Annotated in this window: 13 protein-coding genes; 2 read left to right on the forward strand and 11 right to left on the reverse strand. The window is 54.4% G+C overall.

The annotated features are described in order from the left end of the window. Positions 1–1,152: 1,152 nt before the first annotated feature. From kaiC to K8I01_04805, 5 genes are all read right to left on the reverse strand, one after another. Entirely contained in the window at positions 1,153–2,682 is a 1,530-nt protein-coding gene (kaiC, locus tag K8I01_04785) for a circadian clock protein KaiC (protein MBZ0219730.1), read from the reverse strand. Positions 2,683–2,704: 22 nt separating this feature from the next. After that, a complete protein-coding gene (gene kaiB, locus K8I01_04790) occupies positions 2,705–2,980 on the reverse strand; it encodes a circadian clock protein KaiB (protein ID MBZ0219731.1) in 276 nt (91 codons plus the stop codon). Between the two features lie 4 nt (positions 2,981–2,984). Beyond that, positions 2,985–3,824 carry a response regulator gene (locus tag K8I01_04795; protein ID MBZ0219732.1) on the reverse strand — a complete coding sequence of 280 codons (840 nt, stop codon included), beginning with the start codon at positions 3,822–3,824 and terminating at the stop codon, positions 2,985–2,987. 54 nt (positions 3,825–3,878) lie between these two features. Next, positions 3,879–5,687, reverse strand: a complete 1,809-nt coding sequence (locus K8I01_04800) for a PAS domain S-box protein (protein ID MBZ0219733.1) — start codon at positions 5,685–5,687, stop codon at positions 3,879–3,881. A gap of 655 nt (positions 5,688–6,342) precedes the next feature. Beyond that, positions 6,343–7,680 carry a hypothetical protein gene (locus K8I01_04805; protein ID MBZ0219734.1) on the reverse strand — a complete coding sequence of 446 codons (1,338 nt, stop codon included), beginning with the start codon at positions 7,678–7,680 and terminating at the stop codon, positions 6,343–6,345. A 288-nt stretch (positions 7,681–7,968) separates the two neighbouring features. Between K8I01_04805 and K8I01_04810 the strand changes: the two genes are divergently transcribed. Beyond that, positions 7,969–8,292 carry a hypothetical protein gene (locus tag K8I01_04810; protein ID MBZ0219735.1) on the forward strand — a complete coding sequence of 108 codons (324 nt, stop codon included), beginning with the start codon at positions 7,969–7,971 and terminating at the stop codon, positions 8,290–8,292. A gap of 47 nt (positions 8,293–8,339) precedes the next feature. Here K8I01_04810 and K8I01_04815 read toward each other — a convergent pair whose 3' ends face one another. Together K8I01_04815 and K8I01_04820 are read right to left on the reverse strand one after the other, a co-directional pair. Next, positions 8,340–10,316, reverse strand: coding sequence for a UvrD-helicase domain-containing protein (locus K8I01_04815; GenBank protein MBZ0219736.1), 1,977 nt, complete (start codon positions 10,314–10,316; stop codon positions 8,340–8,342). A gap of 54 nt (positions 10,317–10,370) precedes the next feature. Next, entirely contained in the window at positions 10,371–12,275 is a 1,905-nt protein-coding gene (locus K8I01_04820; GenBank protein MBZ0219737.1) for an ATP-binding cassette domain-containing protein, read from the reverse strand. A 261-nt stretch (positions 12,276–12,536) separates the two neighbouring features. Between K8I01_04820 and K8I01_04825 the strand changes: the two genes are divergently transcribed. After that, complete coding sequence (locus tag K8I01_04825; protein ID MBZ0219738.1) at positions 12,537–14,891, forward strand: MEDS domain-containing protein; 2,355 nt, start codon at positions 12,537–12,539, stop codon at positions 14,889–14,891. 1 nt (position 14,892) lies between these two features. Here the strand turns inward: K8I01_04825 and K8I01_04830 are convergent, their stop codons facing one another. The 4 genes from K8I01_04830 to K8I01_04845 form a co-directional block, all read right to left on the reverse strand. Then, positions 14,893–15,435: a response regulator gene (locus tag K8I01_04830; protein ID MBZ0219739.1), complete on the reverse strand. Its 543-nt coding sequence runs from the start codon at positions 15,433–15,435 to the stop codon at positions 14,893–14,895. Between the two features lie 148 nt (positions 15,436–15,583). Then, a complete protein-coding gene (locus K8I01_04835) occupies positions 15,584–16,156 on the reverse strand; it encodes a hypothetical protein (GenBank protein ID MBZ0219740.1) in 573 nt (190 codons plus the stop codon). Positions 16,157–16,413: 257 nt separating this feature from the next. Then, positions 16,414–17,442 (reverse strand): 6-phosphofructokinase, encoded by a 1,029-nt coding sequence (locus K8I01_04840; protein ID MBZ0219741.1) that lies wholly within the window; start codon positions 17,440–17,442, stop codon positions 16,414–16,416. Positions 17,443–17,539: 97 nt separating this feature from the next. Next, on the reverse strand, positions 17,540–18,955 hold the full coding sequence (locus K8I01_04845; GenBank protein MBZ0219742.1) for a HAMP domain-containing protein: 1,416 nt from the start codon (positions 18,953–18,955) through the stop codon (positions 17,540–17,542). Between the last annotated feature and the right edge of the window lie 25 nt (positions 18,956–18,980).

Genomic DNA, 18,980 nt, shown 5'->3' on the forward strand with positions numbered 1-18,980 from the left:
CATGAATAAGGCCCTTATCAAAGTCTATAAAGGCTGCACCGCCCCCGTTAAAATTCAATCGTTTAAAAAAAAGTATTTAGTTATAGCCAATTTATTATATTTTTTATTTATTTTGTCAAGAAAAGTTTTTAATTGTTTCACGATTCAGGAATTCAGAATTGAAAACTTAAAAAAAAAGATCATGTTTATAAATTTAACGAATTCACTTATGAACCAGTTTATTTACTGTGTATGTATTAAATTGCAAAAGCTTTAAAATACTCTGAATAATAGAATCGTGTCGACGGCTTCACAATATCGACTAAATAAAAAACATAGAGCCTTCTTGCCTCTGGATCCGCCACAATTCTGCCGCAATCCGGTCTTGATTTGTGTTTGTTTTAAGGCCAATTAAGGTTGCTTCGGCCCGATTCAGGTTAATTCGCTAGAATGCTTATGGAATTGAGTTTGACGAAGCCGGGTATTTTTCGATTCGGGATTCCAGGAATCTTCCCGAACGCGGTGCTCCCAGTCTGTCACCAAATTGTAACCGAATCTACCTTAAGAGGCATAAAAGGACAGAAAGGGCGGAATATACGGAATGGGTCTAAGGGCCTGAAAAGGCACAGAAATTCAAAAATGTGCAGGTATAAGGCCTAGTTACATTTTATTATCAAAACGAACTCTCAAGGCTAAAACCGGGGTTCGAATCCCCGTAGGACCGCCAGAAAAATCAAGGGGTTACGCGCCTGCGTAACCCCTTTCTCTTTTCCAGTGCCACCAAATTTCGTAACCAGTTTGGCATTGCAACTAAAATAACCTTTTAAAATCAGCGTCCACGCACAAAAACAGGAAGTTCATTAAGCACTTCCTCCAGCTAACTCCATTTAGCCCACGTATACTTGCCGAAAAAAGGTGCTGGGAGCGCGATGTGATATCGCGCCATTCGGCCCTCGAAGGCTCAAATTCCCGTGAATGGATCCTCAGACTTACGTTATCTGCCCCCAGTTAATGTACCGCTTCCAAAGTTAGATTAGTGCAAAAAGGCGTTAGCGTCGCCTTTAGTGCTTAGTTGGTTCCGGCCAAGTATGGAATTCCGATGCTCCGTTACGCCAGGCAAGGCACCAGGGGAAAATAAAATCGGCTCTGTATCGAGAAAGGGAGCCAAGAGTATCACTCCTTGAACATCGCATCGAGCCTCTGAAGCCTTTCAGGCACCATCTGCATGGGCGTGCCTGTAAGTATTCCGCTTACTGTCCTGAAAGGCTTGCCTATGTGCATGCCCTTGCCGTCGATTAAAAACTCGCGGATGTCCTTGTCGTGCATCGACCCGCGCATCTTGAGGACCGTGAGCCCACGGAGCATTTCGCCGTACATCTCGACGTAGCGTAACAGTATTATGGAATCGGTTATGGTCGATATGTGCGCCTCGGTTATAGAGGTGCCGCCGATAAGGTTCGATGTCGTTGCGGTAAAAAGGCCCGCCACCTCCTGGTGCTTTATGAACGAGGTCAGGCTTATGACGAACTCGCGGAAGCCCTTTGTGGTCGATACCCGCTCCAGGGCCGAAAGGCTGTCCACCGCGACCCTGTGAGGCTTGAACTCCTCCATTATGTTTTTTATGCGGATCAGGAGGTCTTCGAGGCTCGTTGCCTCCGGGTACTCGCAGGCTATCTTGAGCTTGCCCTCTGCTTCCATCCTGTTGAAGTCTATGCCCCAGCCTATGGCGTTCCTCATGAGCTGCTCGCGGCTCTCCTCGAAGCCCAAAAGCAGGCACCGCTCGCCGCTCGTGAACCCGCCCTTCATGAACTGCGTTACGATAAGGGTCTTGCCCGCGCCGGTCGCCCCTGACACGAGGACGATGGAGTCGCGGAAAAATCCGCCACCGCACATCCTGTCAAGCTCGCTCGAACCTGAGGTGATGCGCTTGTAGGAAGACTTCTGCTTGAGCTCCAGGGCCGAAAGGGGTATTACCATTATGCCCTGGTGTGGGAATATGGTGAAGGGGAACTCCCCTTTCTGGTGGTATGTGCCGCGGAACTTGAGTATCTCGACCGTCCTCCGACGTTTTTCGTCCTCAAGGACGTTCCTCAAAATGACGACGCTGTCGGCAACGAACTCCTCTATACCGAAGCGCGTGATGCCGCCGTATTCCTGGTTTCTCTCGGCGGTCAGTACGGCGGTGACCTTCATCTTTTTAAGCGCCACCGAAATCCTGAAGAGCTCCTTTCGCACAAGCGAGGAGTCGGCAAACTGGTTGAATACCGCCCCGAGCGAGTCCATCGAGACCCTGGAAGCGCCGATATTCCTCACCGCGTGCTCGATCCTCGCCAGTAGCGCTCCGAAATCGTAAGACCCGCTTTCTATCTGGTCACTTGAGGGCTGGGGAGAGGCGTCGACGAACGCCCATTTCCCCTCCTTTTCCAGCCTGCCGATGTCCCAGCCGAAACTCATCATGTTCTTCCGGATGTCCTCCGGGGACTCCTCGAAGGTCACGAATACGCCGTGCTCGCCTTTCTTGTATATGCCTGCGGAAAGGAACTGCGTGGCAAAAATGGTTTTGGCGCTCCCGGCGGTCCCTGCGACCAGGCATGCGCGCCCCCTGGGGATGCCGCCGTCGGCTATGAGGTCGAATCCCTCGATGCCGGTTTCGATCTTTTCAATGGCTTTCTTCGATTTCCTGCTCGTATTTTTGGCCGCCATTATGCGCACCTCCCGGATTTATCTACTTTACATGCTGGAGATCCAGGCCTAGCAGCACTTTTTCGCTATTCGAAAGGTCGCCTATAATTCTACGCAAAGGAGGCGGGAGCTCTTTTATAAGGGTGGGTGTCGCCAGGATCTTCTCGTCCTCGGCCAGCTGCGGCTGCTCGAGAACGTCGATTATCTGCAATACGTAATTGTCCTTAAGCTCCTCGGAACAGATATGCTGCAGGTTGGATATCGCCTTTTGAGACCTCGATGTCTTCCCTGTGATGTAGAGCTTGAGTTTTATCTTCATTCCGCTATCCTCTGGTCTGGATTGAAAAAGCGTGATTTTGATAATACATCGTCATGAAACCCATGAGTTCCAGGACAGTCATTTGCGCCTCTTCCACGTAAGTCCCGGACTTAAGCTGGTTTGACGACTTGAACTTCTCATACAGGGCTTCGCGGTGCATGTCAAGAATGTCTTTCGGCCCGGCCCTCAGGAAGCCCAGCCTCTCGGACATGGAGCGGAGCTTTCCGGAGATGTCGTATTCGACCTTATATGCGCGCTGCTCAAGGGCCATGTCCAGGATGTCGCTGTATTCCCTTACCAGCCCCTTGTAGATAGAGGGTTGATTTTCCTTGACGGATGCAAGGCCGAAGGCGCTTGCCGTTACCGGCGTAGAATTCGAAGAGGCAAGGCGGTCGAACCCGTCCATCGCCCTCGTGCGGTTCTCAAAAGCCCTGTGCCGCTCCACCTCGGCCATGAGCCTCTGCCTTTCTATCGCGTAGCGGAGCGACCTCACGAGCAGGGCGCTCGGGAGCCGGTTTTTCACGAGGTAATCCTGAGCGCCTTTCTTCAGGGCTTCCATCCCGGTCTTTTCGCTCATTTTGTCGGTAAGTACTACTATCGGTGTGTTGCCTGCTTTTTCGATGCACGCCATCAGCGCTTCAATGCCTGAAGAGCCAGGCAACGCCAAATCCAGCAATATCACATCCGCTTTCTTTCGGGAAAGGTGCCTGAGCCCGGCTGAGATCGAGCCCGCCGCGTGGACCGAGAACTTGACATTCTCGGCCCTGGAAAGCAGTTCCTTGATGTGCGCTGCATATAAGGGAGAGCTCTCAATCAGCAATGCCGAGATCTTCTCAAATTTCATTATCCACCAGCCCTGCGGGGCCGCGGCTTCGCGGCCCGCTTACAAAGACACGTACTAATTCAGCACCTTGTGCAGAACGGAGCTGAAGCTTTTGATGGTATAGGGCTTCAGGATCACATCGGAGAAACCGTACTCCTTGAAATTCGCTATTATAGTGTCGCTGGAATAGCCGCTCGATACTATCGCTTTCGCGTTGGGGTCTATTTCGAGGAGCTTTTTTACCGCCTCCTTGCCTCCCATGCCGCCCGGCACGGTCAGATCCATTATCACCGCATCGAAAGGCGCTCCGGCCTCAAAGGCCTGGCTGTATTTCTCCAGCGCCTCGAGGCCGTCGCCGGCCGTGGCAACCTCGCACCCCATGCATTCGAGCAGCTCTCCTGCCACTTCCCTGATGATATCCTCGTCGTCCATCACGAGGACCCTTCCCCTGGCCTTAAAGATGCTAGCCGATTCATCGGTCTCCCGCTCTGTTGACGCAGAAGTCGAAATCGATGCAGGGATGTAGACATTGAAGGTGGTCCCTTCGCCGGGACTTGAGCTGAAATCTATGTGCCCGCCGTGCTTCTTTATTATTGAATAGGTTATCGCCAGCCCCAGGCCGTTCCCCTTGTGCTTGGTAGTGAAATACGGGTCGAATATCTTCTGGAAGTACTCCTCCGGAATGCCCGCGCCCTGGTCTTTAATGGATATTTTCACATAAGCGTCTCCATTGAGGCCGGAAGCTTCGGGTAAAATGTTCTCACAGCAGACGCTTATGATGCCTCCATTCGGCATGGCCTGCGAGGCATTCAAGACGAGGTTGTGTATCACCTGACCTATCTGGCCAGGGTCCGCGTCCACGGGCCACAGTGTGGCGGGGATGACGAACTCGGAGAGCGCCTTCGAACCGCTGAGCGCGAATGTGGCGGCTTCGGTTACGACCTCCTTGATGACTATGGTCTTTTTTACGGGCTCTCCGCCTTTTGCGAACACAAGAAGCTGGTTCGTGAGGTCAGCGGCCCTTTTTGCGGCCCTTTCGCTGTCCGAGAGTATCTTGTAAGCCCTGTCGCCAGGGCTCAATAGTACCTTCGCCAGTGAAATGCTCCCGGTGATGCCAGTAAGCAGGTTGTTGAAGTCGTGGGCTATGCCGCCTGCGAGGACTCCAAGAGAGTCGAGCTTCTGGTTTTTAATGATCTCTTCCTCTATCCTCTTCCTCTCAGTGAGGTCGAGTATCGTCCCTATGATGCTTACGACCTTGCCGGACCTGTCCAGCTTCGGCTGGGCGTGACAATGCACGAACCTCTCCTTGTTGTTCGGCTGGACAATCCTGAAATCAAGGCTGCAGGTCCCGGCATGGGTGGCCTTTACCATCATGCGCCGTACCGCCTCCCTGTCCTCGGGGTGGACGGTCTGAAGGAAAGCATCGAGAGTTTCTGAAAACCCCTCGCTCATGATCCCGAGGATGTTGAATATCTCTTCAGAGCACTTTAAGGACGAGCCTGCAAGGTCCCATTCCCAGCTGCCGATATGGGCAATGTGCTGCGCCTCTGCAAGGCTTTCTTCGCTTATGTGCAGGGCGTCTTCGGCTTTTTTCCGGTCGGTTATATCATTGAGGTATGCTATGTAGGAAGGAACGCCGAGGCATGTCGACCTCTCGGCATACAGCTCGGCCACACCGTAATCCCCATCATTCCGGACGAAATCTATCTCTATTTTTGAACCGTCGAGAGGGATCCCGAATTCCTTGCCGAGAAGGTCCTCCGCGTTCCGTCCCAAGAGGGCTTCACCGGCAGGATTTACGTACCTTACGGCGCCATCCGAATCGAGGACTATTACCCCTTCGGAAGTCTTTTCAACGATTTCTTTGAAAAAAAGAGCATCCACGCTGAGTCTCTCGAAAAGCGGAATATTACCCTTGGGGTATTCTGAAAAGGCTCGGGCTTTGTTTTAAAAGCCCGGGACAAAATATTTCTGTGCTATTAAATTTACCATCATCACAAAATCCGCTCAAGGATTTTTTGCTACGTAAGGGCTTGAATTAAATAGTATTACCTTACTCTTTTAATCAGTTTTTTTGATAGTGTGCGATGGTTTTCCATTCCGAATTCCACCTATATTGGAATACGCGGGATGCCACAAATTTTCCGATCAAAACGGACTCTCAAGGCTAAAACCGGGGTTCGTCAAATTTGCAGGACAGCAAATTTGGACTTCGAGCGAAGCGAGAAGCCCAAAGGGCCGAGCCCATGGATGGGCGAGGTCAATCCCCGTAGGACCGCCAGAAAAAAGGGGTTACGCTATGCGTAGCCTTTTTTTACCTGCTGTCACGAAATCTTTTCGAGCAAAATCGAGTGCACATCTTATTCCGGCCATCTTTCGCTGCATATTTTTTTGCAATGAGATGGCCGGGTTCGCTTATAAGTACTCCGATGAAGGTACTCTTCAGGACGGAATCGATATCCGGCTGCAAGGGCCGGAGTACGTGCATAAAAATGAAATAAGGGGCCGGCCCACAAGGCCGGCCCCTTATTCCGTTCTTTCACTCTATGCTAAGCGTTGGCGCCTCCGGCGTTGTCGTAACGCTTGTCTTCCCTCCGAACTGGAACGCGCCCCTGTCCCAGATGCCGTTGCTCCCGCGTGCGATACCGAACATGTCTACATCGAAAGGCGATGAGAGCTTGAGTCCCGACGTCGTGGACGCCTTCAGCCTGTAGTCCTTCCCGGCATAGTTCACGAACGGGTTGATGGAGGATACCTGCGCATTGGACTCGCCGTGACTGTTGCTATCAAACCAGTTGTAGTTATGGCTTCCCCTTATTGAGCGCGGGTTGGTGTTGTAGAACAGGTTATTCTGGACGACAACATCCGAGAGGTTGCCTATCGGGAATATGGAAGCCGCATCCGACGGGTTCGAGTCGTTGATGTTTACGAAGGTGTTATTGAATATGCGGGCGTTCTTTATAAGCATCCACGAATGGCTCCAGCTGCCTACGGCGCCGTTGTTCGCGGTATTGCCCCAGTTCTTCGTCCACTCGAATACGTTGCCGTAAATATAGAGGTTGCTCGAGACGCTCTGGGCGGCTGAGGACACGACGCCGCCGAATATGAGCCCGCCGGTACTCTTCCAGTCAAGCATGTGATTATAGCGGACCGTGACATTACTGACCTGCCTTGCTGAAAACAGCTCGGAGTGGTTGGACGAGCTCCAGTTTATGCCATTCCTCTCCATCCTGTTATACTCGAAGAGGATGTTGGACCACTTGATCGGATAGAAGATGGTCCTCGCGGAGTCATGGAGCCAGCAGTACTGGATTATAAGGTCATTGCCGCCGCTGATGGCATATATCAGGTCTCCAGTGGCGCTTGTTGTAGATGCGCCGACCAGGTTATTGAAGTAAATTTCGGCATGGCGTATCCTTATGCCTGTGACGTTGCCGATGGTTATGAGCTTGCCGGTGCCTGAGGCCGCAGCCGTTATCTTAAAGCCATGACCAGAGGTCCAGGACCCGGGCCCTCCGCCAACCCTGCCGTCAAGGTCGTAGTAGCCCGTCGTGAACTTGAGATTGCCGAAGGTGGCCGTCCCTGCATACGCGGAGTTCCAGCCGGTGTTTGTCCCGTGGTCGGCCGCGGTCGCCTTCCTAATGTAGATATAAGTAGACCCGGCCTGAGCGTCATCAAAAGTATAGCCGCCGTAAGAGCCCGCGGCTATATAGTAGATATCGCCACGGACTAGTGTGGCTGGAAGCTTCGGCAACGCGTTGGCCCAGTCTGAGCCGTTCCCTGTGGCGCCCGCCCTTACATAATGGACGGCGGCGTCAGCCAGGGTCGGCACGGCGCTCAGGACAAAAAGCGCCAGGACGATAAAGCATTTCTTCATAGTGACAGCCTCCTTGCTGATGAATCGAAAAAAAATCTTTTTATGCAGGAAAGGATACAATAGAGTAGTCCTGGAAAATGTGATTTAAATCACCATATTACGCGTTTAACTTGAGGAATATTATTAACGGGACCCCATATACTTACAATTCAATTCAGTCTTCTTCAATGCGGCAAGGGACCGGACATTAAAGCATCCATGAAAATCATATCAGGCTCTGCTTCGGGCATCGGTGCCATCTAATGAGCACAGTAGGGACAATTTCCCTTTTAATTTATACAAAATACCGTGGCCGGAAAATATACTCCCCCTGACAAACGTGTCGAATTTTCATACACGATTTCACAGGATTTCACTCTTTTTATCCTTATGGAGAGAAGGGACATAACAATTTGGAAGAAGGAACTCGAATGGATTGCCGCCCGTGGGGGAATGGCACTGCTTAACACGCATCCCGATTACATGAACTTTAACGGAAGTAAGCTCGGTATTGAAGAATACCCTTCTGACTATTACAGAGAATTTCTAAGTTACGTAAAATCTCGCAATGATGGCGAATACTGGCTGGCCCTACCCGTGGAGGTTGCGCATTATATGAAAAATATGCCCTAATTCGAATCCTCGTAACAGTTTCAGGCCATATACCCCGGAATTTCCCCCTACGCCTGGTTCAGTATCTTCCTTATGGCGTCCATGTGCTCCCGTATCCTCTCGGCCGGAACATAGGCCTTTTTCGTGACGAACGCCGCGTCTATCTCCGCTATGAAGCGCGAAGGCAGCTGCGAAGAGGTCTCCTTGCCGCTCGTGCGGTGCTTGGCCGAGGTGAGGAAGAGGAGCCTCCTTGCGCGGGTCATTCCCACGTAGCAGAGCCTCCGTTCCTCCTCTTCGGTCTCCTCGTCGATGCTCCTCTTGTGCGGGAAAAGACCCTCCTCCATGCCCACCATGAAGACGACCGGGAACTCGAGCCCCTTGGCCGAGTGGATGGTCATCAAAGTCACCCTGTTGTGCTTGTCCTCGACCTGGTCCGCGTCGCTCATGAGGGACACGAGATTAAGGTAGTCGGCAAGGCTCGCCTTCGGGTGCGCCTCGACGTATTTCTTGACCGACGCAACGAGGCCCTGCAGGTTCTTTACGCGCACGTCAGCCTCCTCAGTCCGTTTCCTCGCCCAGAAGTCCTCGTAGCCGGTTAAGTCGAGCACCCTTCCGACAAAATCATGGAGAGGCATACCCGGCATCTCCTCGCGGAGCATCTCGAAGGTGCCTATGAAGTCGCTTGCGTCCTGGTTCAACGCGCCCTCTTTTCTGGCCTTTCGGAAGGCCTCGTAAAGGGAGGCGTCGTGGGCGTCGCTTATCCTGTGCACCTTTTCAAGCGTGGCCTTTCCGATGCCCCTTGGCGGCACGTTCACTATCCGGAGGAAGTTTAGCGAATCGTCGGGGTTCTGTATGGCCTTCAAGTAGGCAAGGCTGTCCTTTATCTCGCGCCTGTCGAAAAACCTGAAGCCGCCGATTATCGTATAGGGTATGCCCTCCTCGAAAAAAAGCTCCTCAAAAGGCCTCGACTGCGTGTTGGTCCTGTAAAGGATGGTACAGTCCTTGAACTTCATGGCGGGGTCTGAAGCCTTGAGCCTCTTTATCTCCTTCACGACAAAACGGGCCTCTTCGTCCTCGTTCAGGCATTCCTCATACGTTACGGGCTCACCTTGCCCGTTCCCTGTCCAGAGGTTCTTTTCAATCCTGTCCTCGTTATTCATTATGACCGAGTTGGCGGCCCCGAGGATGTTGCTTGTAGAGCGGTAGTTCTGCTCGAGCTTGATTACGACGGCGTCCTTATAGTCTTCCTGGAACTTGAGGATGTTTTCGATTGACGCCCCCCTCCAGCCGTATATGGACTGGTCGGGGTCGCCGACCGCGCAGAGGTCCGCCTGCCCGGAAGCAAGAAGCCTCGTCATCGTGTACTGAGACCTGTTGGTGTCCTGGTACTCGTCAATGAGTATGGAAGAGAACCTGTCCCGGTATTTTCTGAGGGCCGCCTCGTTTGTATTCAAAAGCTCGATGGGCTTCATGATGAGGTCGCCGAAGTCGACCGCGTTCATGGCCCGTAGCTTCCTCTGATAGGCGCGGTATATCGGAGCGATTGCGTCCCTCAGGTCCGATTCCCCTCTCCTCGCGTACTCGTCGGGCGAGAGGCAGTTGTTCTTGGCAAGGTTTATCTCCCAGAGGACGGTCTTGTACGGCAGGTCCTTGTTGTTCATCGAGAGCTCGGACATGACGTAATTCACGAGAAGGAGCTGCTCCTCCTCGTCGTAGATAGTCAGGCTGGATTTCAGCCCGAAATGCCTCGCCTCCTCCCTTATAATCCGGAGGCCGATGGTGTGGAACGTCCCCGCCCAGATCCTTTCGGCCCTCTCTCCTATGAGTTTCTCAAGCCGTTCCTTTATCTCCTGGGCCGCCTTGTTCGTAAAGGTGACCGCCAGGATGCTCTCGGGCCTGACCTTCTTATCCAGTACGAGATGGGCAATCCGCGAGGTGAGGACTTTCGTCTTCCCGCTCCCGGCTCCGGCCAGAACAAGGAGAGGGCCTTTTCCGTATCTAGCCGCCCTGAGCTGCAGGGGGTTAAGGGATTTCAGGTAACTCATTTCAGCCTTTCCAGTAAAAATGATGAATGCGTCTTATTGAGGCATCGAATGCGCCTAAACCTGGCCTCTGCCCGAGGCCGCATCATTTCGCGACTCAAGCTCTTCCCATCTCGAATAAAGGGCCTTTAGCTCCGCTTCTATCTCCCCGGCCCTCGTCTGTGCCTCGGCGGTCTTCTGTCCTCCCTGCTTGTAGAAGCCGGGGTCCGCCATTGCGGCGTATAAGGAATTCTGCTCGGCTTCGAGCGCCTCTATTCTGCCGGGCAGGTCCTTAAGCTCCCTATCCTCCTTGAAACTGAGCTTTAATGGCTTCTCCTTTTTCGGCCTCTCCTGCCTTTCCTTCCTCCCGCCCTTTTCCGGAATGGCGGGAGGCCTCTGGCTCAACCAGTCGTCGTATCCGCCTACGTACTCGTTCAAGCCGCCGTTCTCGAATACGATAGTGCTCGTGACGGTGTTATTGAGGAATGCCCTGTCGTGGCTTACTATGAGGACCGTCCCGGCGTACTCGACGATTATATTTTCAAGCAGGTCGAGAGTTTCGATGTCGAGGTCGTTAGTCGGTTCGTCCATGACAAGGAGGTTCGAAGGTTTCGAGAATAGCTTCGCGAGCAAAAGCCTGTTCCTCTCGCCGCCCGAGAGCGCCTTTACCGGGGTCCTCGACCTCTCCGGCGAGAAAAGGAAGTCCTGGAGATAGCCGATCACATGCCGGGGCTTCCCGTATATCGTTATTGTGTCGTTCCCTTCGCCGACGTTCTCCTGGACCGTCTTTTCCCCATCGAGCGCGGCCCTGTGCTGGTCGAAATAGGAGACCTCGAGGCGGCTCCCCAGCCGTACCGTGCCCGAAGCGGGCTTGAGCTTTCCGAGAAGAAGGTTGATGAGAGTGGTTTTCCCGGAGCCGTTAGGGCCGATTATGCCGACCTTGTCTCCCCTCATTATGACGGTCGAGAAGCCTTCTATGGCCGGGCCCTTTCCGTTCCCGTACGAGAAGCTTACGTCCTTTGCCTCTATTACGAGCCTTCCTGAAAGCTCGGCGTCCTGCGATCTTATCCTGGCGCTCCCTTCGAGCTCGCGCCGCTCCCTGCGGCGCTTTCTCATCTCGATCAATGCCCTTACCCTGCCCTCGTTCCTGGTCCTCCGGGCCTTTATGCCCTGGCGCACCCAGGCCTCTTCCTCCGAGAGCTTCTTGTCGAAGAGGGCGTTCTCCCGGGCCTCGGCGTAAAGGAGGGATTCCTTGCGTTCGATGTACTCCCCGTAGCCGCATTGCCAGTTGATGAGCCGTCCCCTGTCGAGCTCGATTATCCTCGTCGCCGCCTTCTGCATGAGCATCCTGTCATGGGTGACGAAGAGCAGGGTCCCCCTGTAGCCGAGGATGAAATCCTCGAGCCAGCTTATGGACTCCATGTCGAGGTGGTTTGTCGGCTCATCGAGGAGAAGGATATCCGGCTCGGCCACGAGGGCCCTGCCGAGAAGCACCCTTCTCTTGTATCCTCCTGAAAGCTCCGAGAACTCCGCCTTGTCCGGGAGCCTGAGCCTGGAGACGACAGCCTCTACCCTCTGGGCGGCCTGCCAGGAGCCCTTTGCCTCCAGCTCATGGTGGACCCTCTCAAGCTCGGCCATGGCCTTTTCCCCTCCGCCATCGAGGGCGGAAAGGGCGGCGTGATACTCCGCCAGAAGCCCGTGTATGTCGCCGAGGCCGCCTGTGATAATGTCGAAGACGGTCCCTTGCAGGTCTTTCGGGACCTCCTGGGACAGGATAGCCGCCTTAAGCCCGGGAGCGCGCGTTATCTCGCCCCCGTCCGGTTTGAGCTCGCCGCTCAAAAGGCGCATGAGGGTTGTCTTCCCCGCCCCGTTACGCCCGACCAGGCAGAGGCGCTCGCCTCTCTCAATCTGCAGGTCGACCCCGTCGAGGAGCATGGGGTTTCCGAACCCCAGCTTCAAATTTCTAAGGTTTATCAGTGCCATCATCCTCTCTGCAATATAGCGACCATGCCGGACCCTTAATACTAAACTCAGCTAGAATCAAAGACAAGCCCAACCTGCAGGATATGCAAAAAATTTTGAGGGTTAGCGCTTAAGGCATTCCGCTCTGAAACAGGTGAAAAGGCATGCTAGAAAAACGGGGGCATGGATTCCGCAAGTAGCTGATTTTTAAAATGTTTTTTGCCGAGGACGGCATATGGTAAAATTTAGATAGTTGAAAGATACTTTCAGAACTCCAATATCATGGGCCTGCAAAAAGGAAATAACGAAAAAGAGCTCCAGGAAGCCATCGGCAGGCTCGGCCTGCACGATCACCTGTGCCTCATCTACGAGACCAGAGAGGAGCAGTTCTCCTCCGTAATCCCGTTCATCCGCATCGGGCTCGAAAGGGGCGAAAGGTGCGTCTACATAATAGGCGAAAACACCGTTGAATCCGTTCTCGATGCAATGGAACGGGACGGGATAGATACTGCCGGCGCCCTTGAATCCGGCGCCCTGGTGATTGCCGCTGAACGCGAGGCTTATCTCCCTCATGGCTATTTCGACCCTGACCTGGCGATCCGGTTCCTCAAGGAAAATACCGACACGGCGATAAAGGCGGGCTACTCCGCCCTGAGGGTGACCGGCGAGATGACCTGGGCACTCGGTGACTACCCCGGCGCGGACCGACTTATCGAGTACGAGGCCAGGCTCAACTATTTCCTGACGGATGAGCGGGCGCTTGCGATCTGCCAGTATAACCGGAACCGCTTCAAGCCCGAGATCATCCTGGATGTCATAAAGACCCACCCTGATGTGATTTACGGCAACATCGTATGCGATAACCAATTTTACGTGCCGCCTGATGAATTCCTTAGGCCGGGTCAGCAAGGGCTGGAGGTCGACAGGCTGCTTGGAGCTATTTCGTCCAGGGCAAAGCGCACTGCTGAGCTTAAAAGGACCAATGCGCTTTTGCAGCGCGAAATAAACGAGCGCAGGCGCGTAGAGGAAATGGCCAGGGAATCCGAGGAAAAGTTCAGGATAATAGCGGACAACACCTATGACTGGGAATTCTGGCTTGGCACGGACGGCAATTACATCTATGTGTCTCCCTCTTGCGAGCGGATATCAGGCCATTCCCCGGGCGAATTCCTGGCCGACCCAGGACTGCGGATGCGCCTTATTCATCCTGAGGACAAGCCCGCCTTCATGGAACACCTGCATAATGTCGAAAAAAAGGAGCCCGGAGAGGTCGAGTACAGGATCTTCCGTCCGGACGGGAGCATACGCTGGGTCGGACACGCGTGCCAGCCGATTCATGGCAGGAACGGGGAATTTCTCGGCACTCGCGGCAGCAACCGCGACATTACCGAAAGCAAGCTTTCCAGCGATGCCCTTGAAGCCAGCGAACGGAAATACAAGGCCCTTTTCGATTCCATGCTGAACGGGTTCTCGCTCCATGAGATCATACTCGACGAGGACGGCAGGCCTTGCGACTATCGCTTTCTTGACGTAAACCGCGCCTTCGAAGAGCTTACCGGGCTTAGGAAAGAGGATATCGTGGGTAAGAGGGTGCTTGAGGTGCTCCCCGAAACCGAGCGTTACTGGATCGACATTTTCGGCGAAGTCGCCATAAACGGCAAGGCCGCCCATTTCGAAAATTACTCCAAGGAATTCGGCAAATACTTTGAAGTGGTCGCCTACAGTCCTTTTAAAGGCGTTTTCGCAACCGTCTTCGCGGACATAACTGCCCGCAAGACTGCCGAGGAAGCCCTGAGGCGGCACAAGGAGGAGCTGGAATCTCTTGTAAAGGACAGGACTGCCGAGCTGGTTTCGGCAAACGCGTCGCTTAGGAAGGAGGTCGCTGTAAGGATGGGGGCAGAAGATGAACTCCGAAAAGCTGTAGACGCCCTGGCTCGCTCCAACAAGGATCTCGAGCAGTTCGCCTACATAGCATCGCACGATCTGCAGGAGCCCCTCCGGATGGTATCTGGCTTTTTACAGCTCCTCGAATCAAGGTACAGGGGCAGGCTCGACGAGAGCGCGGACATGTATATCCATTATGCCGTGGACGGCGCCAAAAGGATGCATTCGCTAATTGAAGACCTTCTGCATTATTCGCGCGTGGCCACGAGGGGAAAATCATTTGAGCCGTTAGACTGCAATCTCGTTTTCCAGAAAGTCCTTCAGAGCCTCGCTTTCATGATAGAAGAGAGCGGGGCGGTAATCGAGAACACCCCACTGCCCGTACTCGCCGCGGACGAATCGCAGATTTTCCAGCTTTTCCAGAACCTGCTCAGCAATGCAATAAAATTCAGGAAACCCGGCGAGCCTCCGCTGATACGAGTTTCCGCCGAGCTTAGAGACGGTGAATGGATATTCTCAGTCCGCGACGAGGGAATCGGGATTGACCCTGAATACAAAGAGCGCATATTCACGCTCTTCCAGCGCCTGCATGGAAAAGAGTACCCCGGCTCTGGGATTGGACTCGCGGTCTGCAAAAGGATCATCGAGCGCCATAACGGCAGGATATGGGTGGAATCGGCGCCGGGCAAAGGGGCCGAATTCCTCTTTACCATCCCGGAGGAGATAAAGGACGAGAAGCGCAAGGCGGCTTGAATCAGCCGGCCTTTTTTTCCCTCTCCCTCAGCCTCTGTATTTCCCTTCTCAGGTCCTCCACTTCCATGTCCCTCTCGAAGTGCAGCATCCTGTTAAGCCTCTCGATCTCTTCCACCCTCTTCTTGAGCTCCAGCTCAAGCCTGGACCTCTCGATCGCGTACATGATGGAGCGGTAGAGGAGGCGGCCGTCTATCTGCCCCTTTACCAGATAGTCCTGGGCCCCTTGCTTCACGGCCCTCATCCCGAGCGCCTCGTCGGCAAGGCCGGTCAGCACTATTATAGGCGTCCCGGCTGCATGGGTCCGCATCGACCTGAACGTAGCGATGCCGTCGCTGTCCGGGAGGCCCAGGTCGAGTATGATCAGGTCGAACGAATTCCCGGCGACTTCGATAATGGCCCTGTTCAGGGTACCGGCCGTGGAAAATGAGGACTGCGGATCGAGTCCCCCGGTCTCCAGCATCTCGTGGAGGAGGCGCAGGTCTCCGGGGTTGTCCTCGACTACGAGTATATTCAGGCCGCTCTTCCCTTCTTTTCCACTCCCCATTGCTTTCCCTCGATGGCAGCTTTTATCGAAATGGATTATTTATTAATTTTAGCACAACATGCCTGGACTTAAAGGCCCCGCCGGTTTCAAAAAAAAGCCCCGGAATCAATCCGGGGCTTTTTTTAGCTCAGGATGCAAGCGTGCCGACTCAGCCCACGGTCGGGACCGGGCGCTTGCCGTGCTTTTTGAAGGACTTCTTGAGATGGTGCTTCTTGTACTTGTTATACGAGGCATTGCCCTTCTTGTGCTTCTTGGACTTGCTGAACTTCTTCTTGCTGTCATGCTTGGACGGCTTGCAGATGGCATTTTTCTTGTTGCTCTTCTTGTGCTTTTTATGCAAAGAGATCTTTTTCTTGCTCTTCTTGCTGAAATGCTTTCCGTCAGGCTTGCAGCAGCCGTTATAGTTGCCGTTCAAGTAACCGTTGCCCACGCCCTTTCCATATATCCAGCCCTTGCCCTTGCTTATGCCGTTATTCTTCTTGTGCTTCTTCTTGCCATAGGAATTGCCGCTCATGTTGATTTTCTTCTTGGATTTTTTGCCGTGCTTGAGGAATGACTTCTTGTGCTTGAAATCCTTGCCCTTGCTATAAGAGCCGTTGGTGTTCTTGCCATACGAGCTGCCCCACGTGGCGCCGCCGGCGCTTGCGGGCGCCACGTAAGCAAAGAGAGACCCGATTGAGAACAGGAGTGCTGTAGATACGGCAATAAGAAACTTGCCCATAGTATTCCCTCCTCTTTTTGTTTTCAGCGTCTTCTGTGCTTATGTTTCAAAGCCTAATCACAAAGGAACTCTGGTGCAAGTAGATTGAGGGAAAATGCTCCGCGCTGTACGTGAGAGGGCCTTGGGACATGTTGTAAAACGCTTGCCGTTGGCGAGGATACGGCCTGCCAGGATGGATGGGAAATAAAAAAAAGGGCGGGCTTAAAGCCCACCCCTATGATGCGGTAAATTGCGTGCTATTGCGGAACCGGTCTGGCTCAGCCGAAGAAAATCTGGGCGGTCCGGAGCATCTCGAGGTCCACGGTCTTGAGCTCGGCGGTAGCCTCCTTCAACGAGACGTCCACGACCTTATTCCCCTGTAACGCTACCATCCTCCCGTACTTGCCGTCGTGAACCATCTCGACTGCCTTCACGCCGAAGCGGGTAGCGAGCACCCTGTCGTAGGCGGTCGGCGTGCCGCCCCTCTGGAGATGGCCGAGGACCACATACCTGGACTCCACGCCGAGCCTCTTCTCAATTTCGTTTGCGAGGAACTCCCCGACCCCGCCCAGTCTTGCGTGGCCGAATGCATCGAGCGCCTTGTCCTTGGTTATCATTCCGCCGGCCCCCTTGGGGTAGGCGCCCTCTGCGGCCACTATGAGGCTGAAGTATTTGCCTGCCTCCCTGCGCTTTTTGACGTATCCGCAGACCTCGTCTATGTCGAAGGGCTGCTCTGGGATGAGTATCACGTCCGCGCCGCCGGCCATGCCGCCGTACACGGCTATCCACCCGGCGTGCCTCCCCATCACCTCTACGACCATCACCCTCTGGTGCGCCTCGGTCGTCGAATGGAGCCGGTCGAGGGCCCATGTCACTATGCTCACGGCCGTATCGAAGCCGAAGGTGAAGTCGGTTCCCGAGAGGTCGTTGTCTATGGTCTTCGGCACGCCGACCGTATTGACGCCCTTCTCATGGAGCTTCGAGGCAACGCTCAGGGTATCGTCGCCCCCTATGCAAACGAGGGCGTCGAGCCTCAGCTCCTTCAGGTTCCTGAAGAGCTTCTCCGCGTCCTTCGGGTCCTTGAGTGGGTTCGTCCGCGATGTGCCGAGGATGGTCCCGCCGAGCGGCAGCAGGCCCGAGACCGATTCCCTGGTGAGCTTCACCGTCTTCGGCTCGACGAGCCCCCTCCAGCCCTCGCGTATCCCCGTGAACTCGTGCCCGAGCTGAAGCCCCCTCTTTACCACCGACCTGATGACCGCATTAAGCCCGGGGCAGTCGCCGCCCCCGGTAAGTATGCCGATATTCATCCGTCCCCCTCCGTTCTGCATGATTCGATTTGCGCGCCTTTCGAACTACCCGCCACCTCTAAGCACTTTATGCTCATGATGCGGCATGCTGGACCTGTCACGCGGACCCTGCAAGCGGGAGGCTCACGATGAAGGTGGAGCCCTTTCCGGGCTCGCTCTCCACGTCGATAGAGCCGCCGTGGGCAAGCGCTATCTCTTTACAGATGCTCAAGCCCAGCCCGGCCCCGTGCACGTCTCGCGTCCGGACCTTGTCCACGCGGTAGAACCTGTCGAAGATGTAAGGGAGGTCCTCCCTGGCGATGCCTATTCCGGTGTCACTGACCCTGAAGACGGCATTGCCGCCCTCCTCCCTCAAGGAGAGATCTACGTTTCCGCCTCGGGGCGTGTACTTTATAGCGTTGTCGATGAGGTTAAAGACGAGCTGGCTTACCCTCACAAGGTCGCCTTTAACGGCGAGCGGCTTATTCTCAATAATATCCAACTGTATCCCGCTGTCAAGGGCGCGCCTTTTAAGCTGGTCATGCCGTTCGGCGACGACCCTGTCGAGGCTCACTCTCTCCTCAGCAGTGGCCCCCTTTTCAACGTCCATCTTCGCGAGGTCGAGGAGGTTTCTGACGATATAGCTCATCCTGTCTATCTCCTCGAGACTCGATTCCAGGACCTCCCTCATATAGGCGGTGTCGCCCTTCGAGCGTAGCGCTATCTCCATCTCGCCCTTTAATATCGTAAGCGGGGTCTTGAGCTCATGGGAAGCGTCGGCCGTGAACTGCTTTATCTGCTTGAAGGAATTCTCAAGCCTTTCTATCATCTCGTTCATGGTGGCCGTGAGCCTGCCTATCTCGTCCTGGGGCCCGGCCGCGGGTATGCGCTCATTGAGGTTCTCGGCCTTTATCCTCCTTGCGGCCTCGGTTATGGTCGCAACCGGCTTAAGCGCCTTCTTCGCGAGGAACGAACCCACTGCCGCCGCAACGATGACCGAGGCGAATATGGCGGAGATGAGGATGTACGCCATGGAATGGAATATCTCGTCCATTCCCTCGAGGGAGGACCCCACCTGCACAATCATCACGAGCCCCTTGTCCCCGGCCATGACCGGCTTCGTCACGACCCGGACAGGATACCTGCCGACATTCCTTACGACCTCGTAGGTCGTGGCCCCGCCCATTGCGGCGTGGTAGGTGCCCTTCGTAAGCGGGAGCTTGAAATTATCGAGGTTTGAGGACTTTGCGACCAGCTCGCCGTGAGGGTCGAGCACCTGTATGAAGTTGCCGGTCGTCCTTACGCCGAAGAACCTGCCGAGGATTATGTCGAAATCCCTTGGCAGGAATATCTCGCCGGACGGCCTTATGATGGTGTGCGTCATCATGTTGGCGACCGAGCTTATCTGGTCGTCCATGCGGTAGATGAATATCTTGAGGAGCGAGTACGAGAAGACCGCGCCGAAGGCTATGAGGCTCACGAAAAGGAGCGAGGTGTACCAGAGCGTGAGTTTTGTGCGGATAGAGAGGTTCATCAAAATGCTTTCCCCGCCCCGGCAA

This window comes from Deltaproteobacteria bacterium, assembly GCA_019912665.1.
Classification (GTDB): Bacteria; Desulfobacterota; GWC2-55-46; order GWC2-55-46; family GWC2-55-46; genus UBA5799.